Source organism: Maribellus sp. CM-23, from assembly GCF_021354595.1.
Classification (GTDB): Bacteria; Bacteroidota; Bacteroidia; order Bacteroidales; family Prolixibacteraceae; genus Draconibacterium.
The window spans coordinates 1-18,330 of sequence record NZ_JADWYJ010000002.1; the positions used below are offsets into that span (position 1 = coordinate 1).

At 46.9% G+C, this 18,330-nt stretch carries 14 protein-coding genes; 5 read left to right on the forward strand and 9 right to left on the reverse strand.

Going from position 1 to position 18,330, the window contains the following annotated elements; translation table 11 throughout:
* Positions 1-400: 400 nt before the first annotated feature.
* From INQ51_RS07250 to INQ51_RS07265, 4 genes are all read right to left on the reverse strand, one after another.
* Positions 401-2,092, reverse strand: a complete 1,692-nt coding sequence (locus INQ51_RS07250; RefSeq protein WP_233377256.1) for a Na/Pi cotransporter family protein — start codon at positions 2,090-2,092, stop codon at positions 401-403.
* A 320-nt stretch (positions 2,093-2,412) separates the two neighbouring features.
* The gene (locus tag INQ51_RS07255; RefSeq protein WP_233377257.1) at positions 2,413-2,640 is read right to left on the reverse strand and encodes a (4Fe-4S)-binding protein; all 228 of its coding nucleotides are present in this window, start codon (positions 2,638-2,640) and stop codon (positions 2,413-2,415) included.
* Positions 2,641-2,652: 12 nt separating this feature from the next.
* On the reverse strand, positions 2,653-2,934 hold the full coding sequence (locus INQ51_RS07260) for a GNAT family N-acetyltransferase (protein ID WP_233377258.1): 282 nt from the start codon (positions 2,932-2,934) through the stop codon (positions 2,653-2,655).
* Positions 2,935-3,142: 208 nt separating this feature from the next.
* A complete protein-coding gene (locus INQ51_RS07265; protein ID WP_233377259.1) occupies positions 3,143-5,563 on the reverse strand; it encodes an FtsX-like permease family protein in 2,421 nt (806 codons plus the stop codon).
* A 287-nt stretch (positions 5,564-5,850) separates the two neighbouring features.
* Between INQ51_RS07265 and INQ51_RS07270 the strand changes: the two genes are divergently transcribed.
* Both INQ51_RS07270 and INQ51_RS07275 read left to right on the forward strand, forming a co-directional pair.
* Complete coding sequence (locus tag INQ51_RS07270; protein WP_233377260.1) at positions 5,851-9,102, forward strand: S41 family peptidase; 3,252 nt, start codon at positions 5,851-5,853, stop codon at positions 9,100-9,102.
* Between the two features lie 63 nt (positions 9,103-9,165).
* On the forward strand, positions 9,166-9,549 hold the full coding sequence (locus tag INQ51_RS07275; RefSeq protein WP_233377262.1) for a VOC family protein: 384 nt from the start codon (positions 9,166-9,168) through the stop codon (positions 9,547-9,549).
* A gap of 840 nt (positions 9,550-10,389) precedes the next feature.
* On the opposite strand, the gene INQ51_RS07280 is transcribed toward INQ51_RS07275, so the two are convergent.
* The 5 genes from INQ51_RS07280 to INQ51_RS07300 all read right to left on the reverse strand — a co-directional run bounded on the left by INQ51_RS07280 (position 10,390) and on the right by INQ51_RS07300 (position 14,320).
* A complete protein-coding gene (locus INQ51_RS07280) occupies positions 10,390-11,046 on the reverse strand; it encodes a hypothetical protein (RefSeq protein ID WP_233377264.1) in 657 nt (218 codons plus the stop codon).
* Between the two features lie 358 nt (positions 11,047-11,404).
* Positions 11,405-11,650 (reverse strand): hypothetical protein, encoded by a 246-nt coding sequence (locus INQ51_RS07285; protein ID WP_233377265.1) that lies wholly within the window; start codon positions 11,648-11,650, stop codon positions 11,405-11,407.
* Between the two features lie 5 nt (positions 11,651-11,655).
* A complete protein-coding gene (locus tag INQ51_RS07290; protein WP_233377267.1) occupies positions 11,656-11,952 on the reverse strand; it encodes a hypothetical protein in 297 nt (98 codons plus the stop codon).
* A 55-nt stretch (positions 11,953-12,007) separates the two neighbouring features.
* Positions 12,008-13,009, reverse strand: a complete 1,002-nt coding sequence (locus INQ51_RS07295) for a type I restriction endonuclease (RefSeq protein ID WP_233377269.1) — start codon at positions 13,007-13,009, stop codon at positions 12,008-12,010.
* Between the two features lie 894 nt (positions 13,010-13,903).
* Positions 13,904-14,320, reverse strand: coding sequence for a hypothetical protein (locus tag INQ51_RS07300; protein ID WP_233377271.1), 417 nt, complete (start codon positions 14,318-14,320; stop codon positions 13,904-13,906).
* A 1,001-nt stretch (positions 14,321-15,321) separates the two neighbouring features.
* On the opposite strand from INQ51_RS07300, the gene INQ51_RS07305 reads away from it, so the two are divergent.
* From INQ51_RS07305 to INQ51_RS07315, 3 genes are all read left to right on the forward strand, one after another.
* Positions 15,322-16,251: an AAA family ATPase gene (locus tag INQ51_RS07305; RefSeq protein WP_410796273.1), complete on the forward strand. Its 930-nt coding sequence runs from the start codon at positions 15,322-15,324 to the stop codon at positions 16,249-16,251.
* Positions 16,252-16,357: 106 nt separating this feature from the next.
* On the forward strand, positions 16,358-17,236 hold the full coding sequence (locus INQ51_RS07310) for a DUF58 domain-containing protein (RefSeq protein ID WP_233377274.1): 879 nt from the start codon (positions 16,358-16,360) through the stop codon (positions 17,234-17,236).
* Positions 17,237-17,241: 5 nt separating this feature from the next.
* Complete coding sequence (locus INQ51_RS07315; protein WP_233377275.1) at positions 17,242-18,330, forward strand: hypothetical protein; 1,089 nt, start codon at positions 17,242-17,244, stop codon at positions 18,328-18,330.

Genomic DNA, 18,330 nt, shown 5'->3' on the forward strand with positions numbered 1-18,330 from the left:
GCTTACTCCAACTCAAGTACATCTCATCAAAGGAATAACCATCAAAAAAAGATGGAAGAACTATTACAGAAAACAAATAAATTTGGAGTTATAACCTGTAAACTTTTTTTAGGACGAGTCATGACAGTCTGATTTGATTCCGGCTATTATACCGATTAGCAATTGAATTGAGCCTTAAATTCGCTGCGTTCTTAAAGCCTCTTCAATTGTCTATCGGCATTAACCATTGTAATTCCAGAGTTTCGCATAAGGCTCACTCTGAAAAACAATTGGTATTACTTACAAGCTGAAAGAATCATTTCAAATACATCTGCTTTTGAAACAGCACCATTCAGCATAAAAAAACCCGGATTCTTTTCACAAAAATCCGGGTTCTTCCTTTTATTGAAACGATGGCCGACTACGATTCGGAGTAATCCACAATCGATGTGGTTACATCGTAAATATGGTCGCCCATTCTTTCCAGGCCAGAGAAAATGTCCTTGTACAAGGTTCCGATCTGGTAAGAATATTCTTCACTCTCGATGCTTATCACATGCTCTTTCCGGAGCTTGTCACGCAAGCGGTTGATTTGTTTCTCGATCGCCTCGCTGGCAGTTCTATCCACCTCGTAATTGTTTTTATTCAGGTTCTCGATCATAATATCCATGGCCTTCTCAACCAACACATACAATTCCGAGAGTTTCTTTTTCATTTCGGGTGTTAGCTTTTCCTTTTTATCGCTGATGCGCAACAAGGTACGTGCAATACTCAGGCACGAATCGCCAATGCTCTCAATTTCGTCCACAATTCGCAACATGGAACTGATGTTTCTCGACGACTGTTTGCTCAACTCACCCTCGGCCACCTTGGTAAGATATTTTGCGATCGATACTTCCATCTGGTCGCTTTTATCTTCGCCCATTTCAATCTTTCCAAATTGCTTTAAAACCTTGCGCTCATTCTCTTCGTTCATCATGGTGTTAAGCCGGCCTAGCAATTTTTTGGTTTGCTGGGCATATACCACAATCTCCTTTTTAGCCTGAAGTAATGAAAGTTCCCGCGTGCTTAGCATTCCAAATTTGATGTATTTCAGCTTGAATTCCTGTTCATCTTCCTTTTCAGGGACAATGCGCTGCACAAGGTTCACCAGGTATTTTATAAACCAGATCTGTATTAATACATTCAGAATATTAAAGGCAGTATGGAAAAATGACAAAGCGATCGGAACAGCTCCAGGATTCGTAAATGCGGAGCTTCCGGTGATATACTGTGTAATGTTGTCAACCCCTCTCAGGAAGTACGGGAAGATGGAAAGTACCCAGATAACACCTACAACGTTGAACATGAAATGGATCCGGGCCGCTCTTTTTGCCGATGAATTGGCCACTACAGCCGCAATGTTGGCGGTTATGGTAGTACCAATGTTCTCGCCCAGTACCATGGCAGCGGCGCTGTCGAAATTGATCCAGCCATTGTTACACATTACCAGGGTTAAAGCCATGGTGGCGCTCGACGACTGAATAACCACGGTTAGGATGGTTCCGATAATCAGGAAGATCAAACTCGAGCCAATGCCCATTCCGGTAAAGTTCTTCAGAAATTCCAGTATCTCCGGGTTCTCACCAATATTGGGAACACTGGTTTTCAGACTTTCAAGGCCGATAAAAAGCAGGGCAAAACCAACCAACACCTCTCCCCACGACTGATTGCGTGTTTTTTTGGAGAAAATTAAAGGAAAGCCGATACCAATTATCGGGAAAGCCAGCACACTCATTTTCACTTTGAAACCCAGAATGGAAATGATCCAGGCAGTGACGGTAGTACCTATGTTGGCCCCCATTATCACCCCGGCCGATTCGGTAAGAGTGAGCAGCCCGGCATTTACAAAACTCACGATCATTACCGTGGTGGCACTCGACGACTGAATGATAGCCGTTATGGAAAGGCCTGTTACTACGCCCATGAACCGGTTGGAAGTCATGGCTGCCAGAAAATTTCGCAGCTTGCTTCCGGCCACTTTTTGCAGGGCCTCGCTCATCAGCTTCATCCCGTAAAGAAAAAGCCCAAGCGCACCGATTAAGGTTAGGAAATCGATTAAAGAATAATTCATGCAGTGTTTTTTTGATGCGCCGAAAATAACGATTATCATAAAAAATCATCAACGAAAGTGGGACCGATATTCTAAAAATCAGAATATTCCTTTCCATCATCCAAAAATCAACGGCATAAATTTTATTGAAAAGGCCAGAGTCTTGCGTATAAAAGGGACTTGAGAGGGAGGTGCCCGGAAGTTAAAAGAACGTTAAAAATCAGCCTCACACGCACAAAGCAAACAGTTTGAAGAGCCAGCACCAAGCATCACTACGTCATCGCTGAGTCCAGTGATCGATTTCCCCAGGAGTCAACAAACTTCCCGGCATTCGGGATCGGTTATTCCTTTGGGTTGATGAAGTAACTCAACGCCCCCGACGGACAACGACCGATCTGCGCCTTTAGCTCTTCGGTGGTGGCATTTTCCGGTTTTATCCAGGGACGTTCCCCGGTATTGTACACTTTCGGAAGTGTGCGCACACAAACGCCCGAGTGAATACACAAAGCGGGTTTCCAAACCACGGTAAGTTCACCGTTCGAATAATGTTTCACGATTTCTTTTTCCATAACTTTCCCTTTTTAATCTTTCAGTACCAACACCTCCCATTCGGTGTGCCGCCTGATGTACGCATTTACAAACGGACACAAGGGCACCAGCTTTAAACCTTTTTCCTGGATATCGGCCAGCGCCTTTTTCGCCAGCGACGACGCAATCCCCTTCCCTTCCAGTTCAATGGGCACTTCGGTATGTGTCAGATAGATTTTTTCGCCCGAGCGGATGTATTCGATCTTTGCGATTACATCATCGATTTGAAACTCGTACCGGCGATCCTCTTCATTGTTGATTAATTCGTATTCCATAAACCTGTTTTCTCCATCCAAGTATTGACATCCGACTTGCATACGATTTTCAATAGCTATAAAACCATATCCATGCCCTGTCCCGTTCTACAAAGCTGAACAATTCGAAGGACGTAAAAGTTTGACAACCTGCTTTCTGTCTTTTCTCCGGATCATCAAGTAACAAGGCTACTTACTTCGCCTCCCTCCAAACACAGCCGAAAGACACTTATTCGTACCGCAAGGTATCTGCCGGATTGACTTTTACCGATTTCATGGTTTTGTAACTGATGGTGCCCAAAGCCATTACCAAGGCCACCACAAAGCCCGCCAGGAATTCAAACCATTCCAGGTGAATCCGGTAGTAATAATTCTGCAACCAGTTTTTCGCAATAAAATAAATAAGTGGCCAGGCAACCAGCGTGGCAATACAAACCAGTAAAACGATCTCTTTCGAAATCAGGTAAAAAATGCTGGTTCCCGAGGCACCCAAAGCCTTTCGAACGCCCACTTCCTTGGTTCGCTGCTCGATGGTAAACGAAGTTAAACCGAAAAGCCCCAATGCTGCGATAAAGATCCCGAGGATGGCAAACACCACCGACAACCGCGCATTTTGCCGTTCGATCCTGTACATGTGTGCAAAGTCGTCGCTCATAAAAAAATACTGCATCGGGTTGTTGGAAGCAAAGCGTTTCCAAACATCCTCGATCTGTTTGACCAGTTGTGCCGAAGCATTCGAACGGAATTTAACCGTAACATAGCCGAAAAATCTTCCGTCGTTTTTAAAGCGGATCATGTAGGGATTAATGCGGTTGTGAAGCGACCGGAAATGAAAATCGTTACACACCCCAATAATCGGCATGTGCGCTCTGTCTTCCTCGCTATCCATCGTAATAAAACGGGTTTGCGTAAAATCGGCAATCCCAAACTCCTCAATGGTTTTCCGGTTCACAAAACAAGCCTGCTCGTCGGAGCCGTGCGAACGGTCAAAAAAACGGCCGTCTGCCAGTTCAATACTGTAAGTCTCCAGAAAATCATAATCCACCCAGTTGGTCTGCAAAAGAAATGTTTCGCCATCGCGCCCTTCGAGCATGTAACCGTTGTTGTTATTGTTGTGTCCGGGCACCGCGGTAGAGGCCGAAACACTGGCGATCTCCGGAAACTTCAGCAGTTCTTCCTTAAAAGTATTCACCTGGTTGCCTATCGCCCCCGCACGTTCAATCACCAGTAAGCGGTCTTTTGTAAACCCAAGGTCTTTGTTCAGCATGAAATTTAACTGCTGATACATGATGATGGTACCGATAATCAGCACAATGGAAATCAAAAACTGAACGGCTACCAAGCCACTCCGTAGTTTTCCGTTTTTTACTCCATCGCGTATTTTTCCTTTTAGTACCGTGCCCGGGTTAAACGACGAAAGGTAGAAAGCCGGGTAAATACCTGCCAGGATTCCCACCACCGCAGCAAACAAAATGAGCAGTGGCAAGGTGTAAAAATTACTAAAAAGCGGGAAACTGACTTTGGCATTGAGCAGGTTGTTAAAATACGGCAGCGCGATATAAATAAGGATGATGGCTACCACCAGTGCTATGAATGAAATCAGCATCGAATCGGCAAGAAACTGCGCAATGAGCATGCCTTTCGATGAACCACTCACTTTTTTGATGCCGATCTCTTTTGCTCTTTTGGTAGCCTGCGCTGTTGAAAGATTCATAAAATTGATCGAGGCAATTACGATGATCAGAATCGCAATGCTCCCGAATATGATCAGGTATTTGGGATCGATCGCCGGTTTTACTTCGTGTTCCACCGATGGGTCGAGATGAATTCGGGTGAGCGGTTGCAAATGAAAACTATAGCGGTTTCCCTGCGTCAGAAAATCGGAAATGGAAATACCAAACAGCTCTTGTACCCGCGGCCCCACATATTTCTCCACCATGCCCGGGAACTTTGCTTCCACCGTACCCGCCAAAGTATGGGGCTTTAACAAAAGGTAAGTCGAAAAGCTATTGTTCATCCACTCGGGGTCGCGTGATCGTTGGTTGCTTGAAAAGGACGTCAGAATATCGGCATCGAAATGAGTCTCTTCGGGAAAATCGGCCATAACCCCAGTGATCTTGTAGGGTTCTTCGCGGGTGTTCACGCGTACCATTTTATCGATCGGGTCCTGGTTCCCGAAGATAATCCGGGCCGTGGACTCGGACACAACCATTGTGTTGGGCTCGGCCAGCACGGTATGGATGCTCCCCTTTAGCAGCGGAATCGAAAAAAGCTGAAAAAAAGTGGAATCGACCTCCACAAAATCATTCACCGTAAAAACCCGGTCGCCGTCTTTTACAATCGTTTCACCAAAACTATTCAGGCGGCAAAACTTGTCCACCTCCGGAAAATCGGCCACCATGGTTGGCCCGATCACCGAGGCAGTATAAGCTGCATTAACCACCTGCTCCCCTATTTTCCCATCCAGCGTCATTCGGAAAATGCGGTCTTTGTTCAGGTTGTACTGGTCGTAACTTAACTGATGAAGGATAAAAAGTGTAATGAGCAAACTACAGGCAATTCCTACCGACAGCCCGAATATATTAATCGCCACGTATCCCTTTTGCTTTTTAAGGGCACGCAAACTGTGCTTCAGTAAATTTTTCAGCATGACCGATTGATTTAAGTTAGTTTCTGTTTTACAATGTTTTACTTCCTTATGACGCTCAATCTTTTCATCCGTTACATACTTTGCCATAAATCGGGCCTGCAACAGCAACCTGTTATCCAACTTCCATCGGAACAGCCACCGGAAAAAAATACCTGCACAGCTGTTTTTTAAAGAAATGATCGGTAACTTTAAGAGATAAATACAAAAAAAATGTAATTCATTTTATTCAACCTCCTCTTATTAAAAATGTTATTAATGTGATTTTCTGCTAACATAAAATTAGACTTATGGAAAAAAAGATCTCCCTCCTCCTCCTTTGCACTGTTTTTTTCGTACTGAACTCCATGGCACAGGATCATCCCTCCTGGCTGCGTTATCCGGCCATTTCGCCCGACGGAAGTACCATTCTGTTTAACTACAAAGGCGACATTTACAAAGTGCCTGCTTCGGGAGGAACCGCCGTTCCGCTAACCCTGAGCGATGGTTACGAGTTTTCCGCAGTATGGAGCCACGACGGCCAACAAATTGCTTTTGCATCGGACCGCTTTGGCTATTTCGATGTGTTTGTGATGCCGGCCGAAGGCGGTGAAGCCCAACGTTTGACCTACCATTCCAACGGAGAAGTTCCCAGCACCTTCACACCCGACGATTCGGAAGTGGTTTTTACTTCCATTCGCCAGGACAGGCACACCAACGTACAGTTCCCCAACCGCGTGATGCCCGAGTTGTACAGCGTTCCGGTAAAAGGCGGACGGGTGAACCAGATCCTCACCTCTCCAGCCTACGACGCCGTTTACAGTCCCGATGGCAGCCAGCTTATTTTTCACGACCGGAAAGGCTATGAAGATGAATGGAGAAAACACCACACATCAGCCGTTACCCGCGACATTTGGGTGTACAACCTGAATTCAAAAGAATACAAGCAACTTTCTGACTTTGCCGGAGAAGACCGCAACCCGGTATTTATCGACAACGATGCATTTTACTACCTCACCGAAGAAAGCGGATCGTACAACGTATACAAAAGCTCGGTAAGCAATCCTGCACAGAAAACGGCGATCACCCACTTTGAAAAAAATCCGGTTCGCTTTCTGACCAAATCCGGCGACAATACCCTCTGTTTTGGATACGACGGAGCTATTTACACCCTGAAAGAAGGCGGACAACCTCAAAAAATAAACATTCAGATTGCTTACGATGGAAGAGACAACCTGGCCCGGCCAATCCCGGTGAGCAACTTCACGGAAGCACGCCTGTCGCCAAACGGAAAAGAATTCGCCTATGTTTTTAGGGGCGAAATTTATGTGAGCAGCATTGAGCACGGCACCACCAAACGCATTACCAACACTGCGCGCCAGGAACGAAGCGTAAGTTTCAGTCCCGACGGAAAATCGCTGGTGTATGCCGCCGAAACCGACAGCAGCTGGAACATCTACACCCAATCGCTGGTACGCGACGAAGAGCCCTATTTCTACATGTCGACCCTTTTGAAGGATGATGTGGTAGTTGCCACCAAAGCGGAAGAATTTCAACCCGAATATTCGCCCGACGGAAAAGAAGTGGCCTACCTCGAAAACCGTACGACGCTGAAAGTGATCAACCTCGAAAGCAAAAAGTCGAGAATGGTTTTGGCACCGGAGAACAACTATTCGTACGCCGACGGAGACCAGTATTTTGCCTGGGCACCCGACAGCAAATGGTTGCTGGTAAGGTTCGGTCCCAAGGAAAATATTTTTCAGGACGAAGTAGGACTGGTCAGTGCATCGGGTGACGGCACGGTAAGAAACCTTACCAAAAACGGTTACGATGATTTCGGAGGCAAATGGTCGACCGACGGAAAAATGATGATCTATGTCTCGACCCGTGAAGCCAATCGTTCGGAGCAAGGCAGGTTCAGCAGCGGCGATGTATATGCCATGTTCTTCACCCAGGCTGCCTTTGACGATTTCAAACTATCGAAAGAAGAAGCCGAGCTGGTGAAAGAGTTAAAAGAGAAAAAGGACAAGGACAAAGACGACGGCAAAGATAAAGACAAGAAAAAAGCCAAAACGGAAGACGAAGAGAAAGAGAAAAAGGAGAAAGTGGAAGACCTGAAATTCGACTGGGAAAACCTCACCGACCGGAAAGTGCGGCTGACACAACGGCCTTCTTCTCTTTCGGACTGGGTATTGTCGGAAAAAGGAGACAAGCTTTTTTTCCTGACCCGTTACGACGAAAAATGCGATCTGTACTCGATGGATCTGCGTACCAAGGAAACCAAGCTTTTCTCTAAAATAGACGCCAACAGGGCTTCGATGGAACTCTCCGACGATGGTAAATTCCTGTTTATCCTCGCCGATGGAAAACCCATGACCGTGACCGTAAGCGACGGAAAAAGCAAGCCGATCAAAACATCGGGTGAAATGCTGCTGCAAACCGACCGCGAGCGGGCATACATTTTCGACCACTGCTGGCGCCAGGTGCGCGAGAAATTCTATGTACAGGATATGCAGGGGGTAGACTGGCCTTACTACTATGAGGTGTACCGGAAATTCCTCCCCGATATCAACAACAATTACGACTTTGCTGAGCTGCTGAGCGAAATGCTGGGCGAGCTGAACGCTTCGCATACGGGGGGCCGCTACCGCCACGACGACAAGCAGGCCGATGAAACCAGCTCGCTGGGTTTGCTTTATGATTACGACTACACAGGCAACGGGCTGAAAATTGCCGAAGTGCTGCAAGAAGGTCCTGCCGATAAGGCATCCCTAAAAATCAAGGCCGGCAACATTCTCGAAAAGATCGACGGAAACGAACTCACCGCTGCCGTTGATTTTTACCAGTTCCTGAACCGGAAAAAGGGCGACAACGTACTGCTCGATCTGTACAATCCTGAATCGGGCGAACGCTGGCAGGAAGTGGTCAAACCCATTTCGCAGGCCGAAGAATATGAACTGCTTTACCAACGCTGGGTGAAAACCCGCCGCGACGAGGTGGTAAAACTCTCGGACGGCAAACTGGGCTATGTACATGTACGCGGAATGAACGATGCCAGCATGCGCGTGGTGTACGAAGAAGCGCTCGGGCGCTTTGTTTCGGCCGATGCGCTGGTGGTGGACACCCGGTTTAACGGCGGCGGAAACCTTCACGATGTGCTTTCCGATTTCCTGAACGGCAAAAAATACATGGACGTTATTCCGCACGGCCAGTACATTGGTTCGCAGCCCCGCAATAAATGGATCAAACCATCGATTGTGGTAATGGGCGAAAGCAACTATTCCGATGCACACCTTTTCCCGGTGGCCTACAAAATAAAAGGCGTTGGGAAAAACCTCGGAATGCCGGTTCCCGGTACCGGAACCTTTGTTTGGTGGGAAATGCAGATCGATCCCTCGCTGGTGTTTGGAATTCCGATGGGCGGCTGGAAACCTTTGGATGGCCCCTTCCTCGAAAACAACCAGCTGGAGCCCGACATCCGCGTAATGAACGAGCCGGGAGAAATGGCCAAAGGCCGCGACCAGCAGATTGAAGCGGCGGTAAAAGAACTGTTAAAAGAATAAAAACACAAAAACCTGTTGAGTACGCATCGCGTTATTGTTTTTACTAACTCAAAAAATAAAACAATGAAAAACAATGCAGTAGGTTGGTTCGAGATTCCGGTAAGCAACATGGAACGAGCCCAGGCTTTTTACGAGCAAATGTTGGACCTGAAAATGGAACGTTACCAGATGGGGCCGCTCGACATGGCGTGGTTTCCGTGGAAAGAAGACGGCCAGGGAGCACCCGGTTCGCTGGTTTGTCATGCCGAATATTACAGGCCCTCCACCGACGGGGTTTTGATCTACCTCACCGCTCATTCGGGCGACCTGGCCAATGAACTCGCGCGCGTGGAAGCCGCCGGCGGAAAAGTGATCCAGCCCAAAACAAAGATTTCGGACGAATACGGTTTTATGGCTTTGCTCATCGATTCGGAAGGCAACCGCATCGCTTTGCATTCACGGCAATAATCGATAATTACAGATAAAACATAAACTACCGGGGCTTGCTTCGGTAGTTTTTTTGGTTTAATAAGAAAAGCTGCGAGCTATGAGCTGCTAGCTGCGAGCTTTTTATAAAACAGCATCACGGCTGCACTGCAACACAGCTCTGTCAGATTGCTTCTCCGTCCGTCGGCTAACGGACGAATCGCAATGACACTCGTTTTTGTTTTCGTTTGGCAGCGGACATAGAGTGTCATAACTGGAAATTGTCAGCAGTTGTCCGCTGCCGGAAAACCTCTCCCTTGGCGTCATGGCGAGCTTGCGAAGCCAACTCTTTCAGGAAGCATAGAGCCCAACTCTGAACTTTGAACTTTGAACTCTGAACTCTGCTACTGCAACACCCCCTCCGTTATTCCGGTGGCTCAGCCTCCGGAATTCCTCGTCCCCCTAGATGGGGACAAATGGGAAATGCTGTGAGCTGGGTTAAATTGCCAAATTGTAAAACTGTTAAATTGATAAATTGCATAGGGCATGGGGCGAAGAGCATGGAGCGCAACTCTGAACTCTGAACACTAAACTCTGAACTACACGCTGTGAGCTTCGAGCCGCGAGCCACGAGCCACGAGTACAAAACAGCATCACGACAACACGGCTACACAAGCTATTGTCAAATTGCGAAATTGATAAATTGCATGGGGCATGGGGCGCAACTCTGAACTTTGAACACTAAACTCTGAACTACAATCTTCGAGCTACGAGCTTCGAACACAGCAACACAAAAAAAGCCGTCCTCTACAGCAGGACAGCTTTTTACCAATACACACGACAGAAAACCGAAATCCTGCCGTTAATAACCCCAATAAAACATTAACTCTTTACCGGTTTCCCGAGCACTTCGAGCAACTGCGGGTTGTCTTCGAGTGCGATGCGTGCCACGGAATAAAACCGGCTCATCCAGGTGGCCATCCGGTTCATAGCTTCGTCTTTTATTTTAGTGGCGTCCTGCGACTCGCCCACTTCGCGCAGGTAATTGGCGCGGGCGGCTTCCACCACGGCAATCAGGTCGGTAGCTGCCGTAATTTCTTCGGGCGTTATTTTCAGCAGGGCCAGCCGCGTTTGAATTTCGCTATCGGCCGCTTCGGCGTAAAATTTCTTTACCGCTTCCAGCCATTTTACATAGGGCCGCGGCACCTCTGTATCGAGCGCCAGGCGGCGAAGAAGCACCACTTCGTCAAGGAAAACCACCCGGGCTCTTTTCCGGTGCCGGGTATAAATTTTTGATAGTTCGGTACGTGCGTTTTTAAAGGCTTCCGAAGCTTCGGTGGTTTCGTCGTCTTCGGTTTTGTTCGCATCGTACAAGGTGCGGGTTTCAGTCAGCAGGTTCTTTCCCTGCTCAATAACGGTGGAGTCGTACCCCATTTCCCCGATCAGCGTAGCGATCTGGGGCTGTTGCGTTGCATTTTCAAGCGCCACCCTCCATTGTTCGAGGCTCGACACTTCCGATGTTTTTGTGTTGGCTACCATAGTAAATCGTTTTAATTTGAGTGTTTATCTGGCACCGCCTGTCGTATGCGGCAAAGCGGCTTCTTTTCAGTATTCCGGGGCACGGCTTCGTGCCTCCCGTGCGTTCCTACTCACTTACCATGCGTTCCTTCCGTTCTCCCATCGGCTCCTTCGCGCTCCCGTGCATCCCTTCTCGCCTACCGTCGGTTCCTACCAGCCTACCATCTCTTCCTTCCGCCTCCCATGCACTCCTACCGCTTGTTGGGCGGTTGTTTTGGGATGATTATGGATTTTTCACAGTTGTTCCTAGATCTCGCTCGAAAAGCAATGTTCAGAAATGTTCATTAAACTGAAAGTCCACAGGACAATACCCCTCCATCTATCCCCAGTTTTTATTACAACCATTCTGACGTTCCCATTCCATCGCAGCCTCTTTTGTTGTAATATTTCCTACTTGAACAATATGCCCATTCTGCCAATAATACCTAAGCCCATTATATGTGGTATATCGTCCAGAGTTTTTATGTTCACTTTCTCTTCTAAGAAGATTATCAGTAATTCCACAGTGAACTTTTAAGTTGCCAACTTTAAACCAATATTTATAAGTATCTCTATAAATTCCCATGGTCTCTATTTATTGTACATTAAGTAAACTATATATTCATTCGATTTTATCATCGCTCCCCCACCAACTTGCTCATTATCACAATTTGGAAGGTCTCCAAATCTTTTTATCATATAAATCTCAAACTCATCAATTGTAGTTTCATCAGTTGAACTTCCAACAATTTCATAATTATCGTAGAAATCAGAATATTCTTCCTCGTATCTTTCTTCAATTGTTTGCCCCGTTTTTCCAATCTTAAAATTTGAAAAAGATTCTAATAAAGGCTCATACTTATCTCCCAATTCTTTAAATGTTGCCATAATTCATATTTTAAAAGGTTTCAACTAGTTTGCATAGCTCTATTACGCATTATCTCTACTCATAATACCCAACCGTTTCCAACAACTGTTTTTCGAAATCGTAGATATCGTCGAGGCTCCCGAGCGGATGCCGGGTTTCCTTTTTGTTGGCATCGAATAAACCGATGTAATTGTTGCTGCTGTTAAAGTGCAGACGACAGATGGGCTTGCGGTTGTTATCGTCCAAAAGCACCCCGAAATACGACTGGGTATCGCGTGCCGAAATTCGTTCCTTGCCAATCTTTCTTCTTAAAATAGCCACCACGATCCTGAAAGCCTCCATTTCCTCTTCGGTGGTAATCACTTTGCTTTCTTCTTCCTCCACCGGTACCACTTGTTCCGACTGCTTTTCCTCTTCCTTGTTCAAAGCACTCTGCAAACGATCGTTCACCCGCTCGCTTATTTGCTGATTGGTGGCTTTTTGCACCAGTTCCTTAAATTGTACCATTACTTTTTCGGTGAGTCTCCCGTTGTACACTTTCGACGCAAAGAACCGAACAAATTCATCGCTGGGTTCGGCCAATTCCTGGTTAAAAACCTTTCGGATCTCTTTGGTATATTTCAGTGAACTGGCGTTGGAGAATATCTTTTCTTCATCGAAATTAGACTTATGAAACTTTACAATCTCGCTCACCACCGAATCTTTCAGCTGCGTGATGTTAAACTCCAGGAATGGTTTTTCATCCATTTTATTGGCCTCTTCCAGGTCGGTATAAAAGCGGTATTCAATGCCGTTGGTCAGCAAGGCAAATCTTGCCTTTGTGACATGAAAATACCGAAACAGCTGCGAATTGTGCACATTCAAATCTTCCTGCCAGTGTTTACATTCAATGATTAAAATCGGGGCTCCGTTCTGAAATATAGCGTAATCCACTTTTTCACCTTTTTTCAGTCCTATATCGGCTGTAAACTCGGGCACCACTTCCATCGGGTTGAAAATATCGTAGCCCAACAAATTGATAAAAGGCAAGGTAAAAGCTGTTTTAGTTGCTTCTTCTGTCTGGATTTGATTTTTCATCGTGTCGATTTTCTCGGACAAGACTTTCAGTTTAGCTTGAATTTCCATAATGTGTTTTTATTAATTCGGTAACAATTCTAAATACTCATCCATAAAAGCATAGTAGCTGTTTCCAATGGGGCTCCTTCTCCTAAAAAATCCGACAGTTGTGCGGCCCGGGTTATGACTCTAAATGAGTGATTCTAAAAGTAATAAAGGTTTATTAACCAAACAATAGCCGAAAAGTGTTATTGAGCAGGGAGGAGAAGAAGGCGAAGGCTGAGGCTGAGGAGAAGGCTGAGGAGAAGGTTGAGGAGAGCACAAAACGGCATCACGGCACCACGGCTGCACAGCAACACCGCTCCTTCAGATTGCTTCTCCCGGGTACCCGGGATCGCAATGACGTTCGTTTTTATTTTCATGTGGCAGCGGACACAGGGTGTCGTGACAGGAAATTGTCAGCTGCTGTCCGCTGCCGGAACGCCCCACCCCGGCGTCATGGCGAGCGAGCGAAGCCAACTCTTTCAAAGAGCATGGAGCGGAGTGCAAAGAGCAAAACTCTGAACTCTGAACACTGAACTCTGCTACAGCAACACCCCCTCCGTCATTCCGGTGGCTGAGCCTCCGGAATTCCTCGTCCCCCTAAATGGGGACAAATGGGAAGCGCTGTGAGCTGGGCTAAATTGTCAAATTGTAAAACGGTTAAATTGCACGGAGCATGGAGCGCAACTCTGAACTTTAAGCTTCGAGCTGTGAGCCGTGAGCCGCGAGTACAATACAGCAGAACAGCAACACTGCAACACAAACTATTGTCAAATTGAGAAATGGATAAATTGCAAGGGACATGGAACTTCGAGCGACGTGCAAAACACTGAACTCTGAACTCTAAACTCTAAACTAACAGCACCACAGCCACTAAAACCTGATAGTCAGCTTTACTGCGGGGATGGGTTCGGGATGAAAAGCATAGCCCCTAATGTCAGGAGGCGCGGGGTTTTGCATTTCAAAAACCAGCGACGCCGCTTTCTTTTTGCTGGTGTGTGCACCAATAAAAAACGGAATGCTGACAATACTGGCCACAAAGCCCGCACTAAACAGGTAGCCAAAGGCATCGGTGGTGGCATACGAACTGCTTTCCCACGAAGCGGCAAAACCGATAAAACCTACCACCATTGCACCAGTTCCGCAGCCCAGCAAAAGCCACCCGGTTTTGTTGCGCCGGTGTTGCTGCTGCTGAAAGTAATCGTACATGGTTTGTTTGTCGTAGCGGTCCTGGCCCCATACACCGGGAACAAAGCTGAGCAGTAACAGGAAAACAACAATGCGTTTCATGGTCGAACGATTTTGGATGGATATACAAGTTACGAAATCCCGCGCAACAAATTTCACGCAGCGAATGCAATACAGCAACACATCCCCTTCAGATTGCTTCTCCGTCCGTCGGCTGACGGACGAATCGCAATGACGTTCCTTTCTATTTTCATGTGGCAGCGGACACAGGGTGTCGTAACTGGAAATTGTCAGCAGCTGTCCGCTGCCGGAACGCCCCCTCTTTGGTGTTACGACGAGCGAGCGAAGCCAACTCTTTCAAAGAGCATGGAGCGTAGTGCATAGAGCACAACTCTGAACTCTGACTCTGCTACTGCAGGACCCCCTCCGTCATTCCGTCGTCGAAGCCTCCGAAATTCCTCGTCCCCCTAAAATGGGGACAAATGGGAAGTGCTGTGAGCTGGGCTAGATTGTAAAACTGTTAAATTGATAAATTGCACGGAGCATGGAGCATGGAGCGCAACTCTGAACTTTGAACTCTAAACTCTGAACTACACGCTTCGAGTACAAAACAGCAACACGGCAACGCAGCAACACAGAGCCACAAGCCATTGCATAATATTCAAGCATTCTCACACGAACTCCGCCATTCTGTCCGTCCATCCATCAATTCCTCCGTCCTTCCGTCCCTGAACTCTTAACGCTTTCCTAATGACATGTTATTCTTTGTTAACACGAGTTTTTGATTCGCCTTTACTTAAATTTTTTTAACAAAAGAATAGGGGAATAAATGTCATAATGACTTAAATTCGTGCCTTCGTAAAAAGAGACGAATAGATTTTGAGATATGAGTACTGAGATTTTCGTTCCGAAATTCAAAACAACAGGAAACATACCCGTTCGGACAGAAAAACTTCTTCCGGCACCGGTCGTTCGTCTCTCCAAAAAACAAAATCGAGTTTATACGGAAAGTAAAAAATATAAAGAATTACACGCATATGAATCAAGCTGTTGACATTAAGGAATTGAACGAAAGGATTCAACGAGAAAGTTCGTTCGTTGATATGGTTTCAATGGAGATGAACAAAGTAATTGTGGGTCAGAAACATTTGGTGGAAAGCCTGTTGATCGGCTTACTTTCCAACGGGCACATTTTGCTCGAAGGGGTTCCGGGACTGGCAAAAACGCTGGCTATTAAATCGCTGGCACAAACCATCAGCGCAAAGTTTGCGCGTATCCAGTTTACGCCCGACCTGTTGCCTGCCGACTTGCTGGGAACCATGATCTACAGTCAGAAAAGAGAAGAGTTTTCGATCAAAAAAGGGCCGATCTTTGCCAACTTTATTTTGGCCGATGAGATCAACCGTGCGCCCGCCAAAGTGCAGTCGGCATTGCTCGAAGCCATGCAGGAACGCCAGGTAACCATCAGCGACAACACGTTTAAGCTGGATGAGCCTTTCCTGGTAATGGCCACGCAAAACCCGATCGAGCAGGAAGGTACTTACCCGCTGCCCGAAGCACAGGTGGACCGTTTTATGCTGAAGGTGGTGATCAACTACCCGAAAAAGGAAGAAGAACGCCAGATCATCAACCAGAACCTGCTGCGTCAGTTCCCCGAAACCAGCACCATTCTGAAACCCGAAGATATTATCAAAGCCCGCGATGTGGTGAAAGACGTGTACATGGACGAAAAAATCCAGAAATACATTGTTGACATTGTGTTTGCCACCCGCGAACCAAGGGAGTACAAATTGGAGAAATATGCGAGCATGATTTCGTACGGCGCTTCGCCAAGGGCGGGAATCAGCCTGGCACAGGCCTCCAAAGCCTATGCGTTTATCAAACGCCGTGGTTATGTGATCCCGGAAGATGTGCGCGCGGTTTGTCCCGATGTGTTGCGTCACCGTATTGGGTTGAGCTACGAAGCCGAAGCCAACAACATTACTTCGGAAGAAATTATTACCGACATTTTGAATACGGTTGAAGTTCCTTAACGAGTCGCAGTTGACAGTCGCAGTTAACAGTTGTTCAAACACTACTTTGAACACTGAACCTGCCCGACTGAATCGTTCAGGCGGGCTTTAAACTTTGAACTCTGGTATGGAAACAACAGATTTATTAAAAAAGGTACGGAAGATTGAGATCAAGACGCGGGGGCTTTCGCGGAATATTTTTGCGGGAGAATACCACAGCGCCTTTAAAGGACGGGGCATGGCTTTCTCGGAAGTGCGGGAATACCAGTTTGGCGACGACATCCGGAACATCGACTGGAATGTGACCGCCCGGTACAACCACCCCTACGTAAAGGTTTTTGAAGAAGAACGCGAACTCACCGTGATGCTGCTGATCGACGTAAGCGGGTCGCGCGAGTTTGGTACTTTTGAAAAACTCAAAAAGAATGTGATCACCGAATTGTCGGCCGTGCTTTCGTTTTCAGCGATTCAAAACAACGATAAAATCGGGGTGATCTTTTTCTCGGACAAAATCGAGAAGTTTATTCCGCCGAAAAAAGGGAAAAGCCATATTCTGCGCATCATTCGCGAGTTGATCGATTTTCAGCCCGAAGACCGCGGCACCGACATTACCGAAGCCATTCGTTACCTCACCAACGCCATCAAAAAGCGTTGCACCGCCTTTGTGATTTCCGACTTTATGGACGAAAACACCGAGCTGGAAATGGCACTGTCGATCGCCAACAACAAACACGATGTGGTGGCACTGAAAATTTTCGACGAACGGGAAACCGAGCTGCCTTCAATCGGGATGATCAAGTTAAAAGATGCAGAAACCGGCCATTATGTGTGGGTGGACAGCAGTTCGCGCAGAACCCGAAATATGTATTCCGACTGGTGGAGAAAGCACACAGCGCGCCTGGATGTGATGTTCAAAAAATGCGGCGTGGATTATGTGGCCATCGACACCAACGAAGATTATGTGAAATCGTTAATGACCCTGTTTCGGAAACGGGCATTAAAATAGAAGAAATGAACGCTATACGTAAAACAATACTGAAAAGCAATCCACAGTTCGACTACGCTCACTGTGACCGTCAGCCTGAGCGGAGTCGAAGGCTGATTTCATGGGCGGGTTTGCTTGTTCTTTTACTTTTCTTTCTGGCAAATGGTCAGGTGAGTGCGCAGCGGATAAAAGCCACTGCCAGCCTCGATTCAACCAATATCCTGCTGGGAGACCAGGTAAAACTATTCCTGCAGATCGATCATCCGAAAGATGTGGATGTTCAGTTTCCGCAGGTGCCGGATACCATTGCCGGGTTGATTGAAGTACTCGACCGTTCGGCCATCGACACTTTTGAAGCCGACAAAGAGGATTACATCAAACAGATACAGGCGTACACCATTACATGTTTCGACAGTGGAAGCTACCGCATTCCGCCCTACTGGTTTAAAATTGCCACCGAGGGCCTCAACGATTCGGTACCCAGCAACGGGGTTACGCTGAATGTGTTTACCATGGAGATCGACACCACCAAGGGGCCGACCGATATTAAAATGCCTTACGATGCTCCGCTGACGCTGAAAGAGGTAACGCCTTATATTCTGGGTGTCATCCTGATCGGTGCCATTATTTTCTTCCTGCTGTATTCGATCAAACGGAAGAAGAAAAACCAGCCGATTTTTGCCCGGCCGCAAAAGCCGAAGGAACCGCCGCATGTGGTAGCTCTTCGCGAGCTCGACCGCATCAAATCGGAAAAAGTATGGCAGCAGGGCAAAACCAAGCAGTATTACAGCGAGCTGACCGATGCCCTCCGGATGTACATCGAGGATCGCTTTGAAATCCGCGCCATGGAACAGGTGACCGATGAAATTCTGGAAAGTTTCCGGCTGCAGAAAGGCTTGTTAAACGACAAATCGCTGGGTAACCTGGGGCAGATACTGCAACTGGCCGACCTCGTGAAATTTGCCAAGTACCAGCCGCTGCCTGACGACGACAACATGGCACTGGTAAATGCCTACTTCTTTGTAAACGATACCAAGAAAGAAGTGGCCAAAAAGCCGGAGGAGAAAGCCAAAGGCGAAGAAGATGATAACGTGGAAGAAGTTGAAATAAAATAG